This window comes from Streptomyces olivaceus, from assembly GCF_000721235.1.
Classification (GTDB): Bacteria; Actinomycetota; Actinomycetes; order Streptomycetales; family Streptomycetaceae; genus Streptomyces; species Streptomyces olivaceus.
Genome location: NZ_JOFH01000097.1, coordinates 1 through 3,104, shown reverse-complemented (window position 1 = coordinate 3,104; position 3,104 = coordinate 1). Strand labels below are relative to the sequence as shown.

Genomic DNA, 3,104 nt, shown 5'->3' with positions numbered 1-3,104 from the left:
CCCCCACACCACCCCCACCCACAACGCCCACTACTGGTACGACAACCTCCGCAACACCGTCCAATTCCACCCCGCCATCACCACCCTCCTCAACACCGGCCACACCCACTACATCGAAATCAGCCCCCACCCCGTCCTCACCACCCCCCTCACCCAAACCATCGAAACCACCACCACCCACGCCACCACCACCCACACCCTCCAACGCCACCACGGCAACCACACCCAACTCCTCACCGCCCTCACCACCGCCCACAACCACGGCACCCCCATCAACCCCACCACCCTCCACCCACCCGGACCCCACACCCCCCTCCCCACCTACCCCTTCCAACACCACCACTACTGGCTCAACCCCACCACCCCCCCCACCAACCACCACCACACCGGACACCCACTCATCACCGCCGCCATCGAACTCCCGGGAAGCCAAGGGCTGGTACTCACTGGGCGCCTGTCGACGTCGACACACCCCTGGCTCGCCGACCACGCAGTGCTCGGCACCGTACTGCTGCCCGGTGCCGCGCTGGTCGACATCGCCCTGCACGCGGGAGAGCAGGTCGGCTGTGCTCGGCTCGACGAGCTGACTCTGGACAGTCCGCTGGTGCTGTCGGCCCAGGACAGCGCGGAGTTGCGGGTGCAGGTCGATGCTCCTGACGGGGAGGGGCGTCGTGCGTTCACGGTCCACTCCCTGCCCGCCGGGGACGGGGACGGGCACGCCGAGTGGACCCGCGCCGCGACCGGCCTGCTCGCACCGGCGGCCTCGACGGCATCGACCTCACTGACGTCGGCGACGGAGTCCCCGACCGAGGGAGCCTGGCCGCCTCCCGGCGCCGACCCGGTTCTGGTGGACGGGCTGTACGAGCGGCTCACCGGGAGTGGCTACGACTACGGGCCCCTCTTTCAGGGTCTGCGGGCCGCGTGGCGCGACGACGACATGCTCTACGCCGAGGTCCGGCTGCCCGAGGACACGGAGGCCGACGGGTTCGCCGTCCATCCCGCGCTGCTCGACGCGGCACTGCACGTACGGCTCGCCGCCGCTCCGGACACGCCGGACAACGGGCTTCAGCTGCCGTTCTCGTGGTCCGGGGTCACAGTGCACGGCACCGGCGCGCGCAGCTTGCGTGTCCGGATGTCCCTGACGGACGGGGCGACGATCGGCCTGGTCGGTGTGGACGCGGAGAACCGCCCGGTCGTCACGGTCGAGGCGCTGGCCACACGGCCGGTCGATCCGGTCCGCCTTACGGCCGGCCGCGAGCAGTTGCTGTCGCTCCGCTGGATCCGGCTGCCCCTCGTCGAGACCGACGGGGTTTCACCCACCACGGCCCTGCTCGGCGAGGACCTGTTCTCGACCGGGCTGTCTCCCGCGTGCGGCGATCTCACCGAACTCGCGGAGGGGCCATCCGTACCGGACACGGTGTTGGCCTGCTTCGCGGCGGACGGCGACGCCGACATCGTCGCGGAGACGCACAGGCTGACCGGGCGCGCGCTGGAACTCGTACAGCGGTGGTTGGCCGAGGAGTCCACGGCCGGCTCACGCCTGGTGGTGGTCACCCGGGGCGCCGTGGCCGCCGCGTCGCACGACGACGTCGCCGACCTGCCCGCAGCGGCCGTATGGGGTCTGATCCGGTCCGCGCAGTCCGAACACCCGGGCCGGTTCGCACTGCTCGACCTGGATTCGGCCGACTCCGGTGTCCACCCCGACACGGCGGAAACCCCGGCCCGTGCGATCGAGGCGGCGGTGGCCGCGCTCGCCGACGGCGACGAACCCCAGATCGCCCTCCGCGATGGCGTACCCCTGGCCGCCCGGCTCGAACGGTCGGCACCGGCCTCCACGTCCGCATCGGCTCCCGCGTCCGCACCCGCACCCGCGTCCGCATCGGCATCGGCATCGGAGAGTGAGCGCCGGATCGACCCGGACGGCACCGTCCTGATCACGGGCGGGACCGGAACGCTCGCCGCCCACCTCGCCCGTCACCTGGTCACGCGGCACGGCGCCAGGCACCTGCTCCTGCTCAGCCGTCGCGGGCCCGACGCACCCGGAGCCGAGGAATTGCGCACGGAGCTGTCCGCACTGGGCGCTCGGATCACCGTCGCCGCCTGCGACACGGGCGACCGGGACGCGCTCGGCTCCGTACTGGCCGATGTCCCGGCCGAGCATCCCCTCACGGCGGTCGTCCATGCCGCCGGAGTGCTGCGGGACGCGACGGTCGCCAACCTCACGGCGGACCGGCTCGGTGACGTGCTGCGTCCGAAGGTGGACGCGGCCGCGTATCTGCACGAGCTGACCGCCGACGCCGGCCTGGCCGCGTTCGCTCGACGCGCTCGCCCACCACCGCCGGGCCCAGGGACGTCCCGCGGTCAGCCTCGCCTGGGGACTGTGGACCGAAGCCAGCGAGATGACCGGCGCGCTGGGCTCTGCCGACGTCGGCCGGCTGGACCGGACCGGGCTCGCTCCGGTGTCGGTGGCCGAGGGCCTGGCGCTGTTCGACGCCGCGCTCGGCGCCGACCGGGAGCCCCATCTGGTGCCGGCGCCGCTGGACCGGGCGACGCTGCGCCGTCAGGCCGTGGACGAAGAGGTGCCCGCGCTCTTCCGCGAGCTGGCACCCCGTCCCGCCCGGCGGGCCGCCGACGAGGGCAAGAGCGACTGGGCGCAGCGGTTCGCCGGGGCGAGCGACGCGGAACAGGACGAGTTGCTGCTCGACCTGGTGCGCACGCACATCGCGACCGCCCTGGGCCACGCGGCGGGCGAGGCGATCGATCCGCACCGCGCGCTCAAGGAGCTCGGGTTCGATTCGCTGATCGCTGTGGACTTCCGCAACCGGCTGGGCACGGCGACGGGGCTGCGGCTCCCGGCGACCCTGGCGTTCAACCATCCGAGCGCGGCGGCAGTGGCCACCTATCTCAAAGAGCGGCTCGGTGAACGGGGCGCGCCCGACGGGAGCGCGGTCCTGGCCGAGCTGGACCGGATCGAGAGTGCGCTGCGCACGGCGTCGGAGAGTTCTCGGCAGGTCTTCACCGAACGGCTCCGGAAGCTGCTCGACCAGCACGCCGAGGACTCTCAGCGCTCCGGGGACTCCGCAGTTGACGCGGCGTCGGATGCG

Annotated in this window: 1 protein-coding gene and 1 pseudogene; both read left to right on the top strand. The window is 72.6% G+C overall.

From position 1 onward, the window contains the following. Positions 1-2,254 (top strand): annotated as a pseudogene (locus IG94_RS44490) (type I polyketide synthase); the annotation flags it as partial. A gap of 145 nt (positions 2,255-2,399) precedes the next feature. Further along, on the top strand, positions 2,400-3,104 hold a 705-nt coding region (locus IG94_RS43970), incomplete at its 3' end, for an acyl carrier protein (RefSeq protein WP_248783122.1).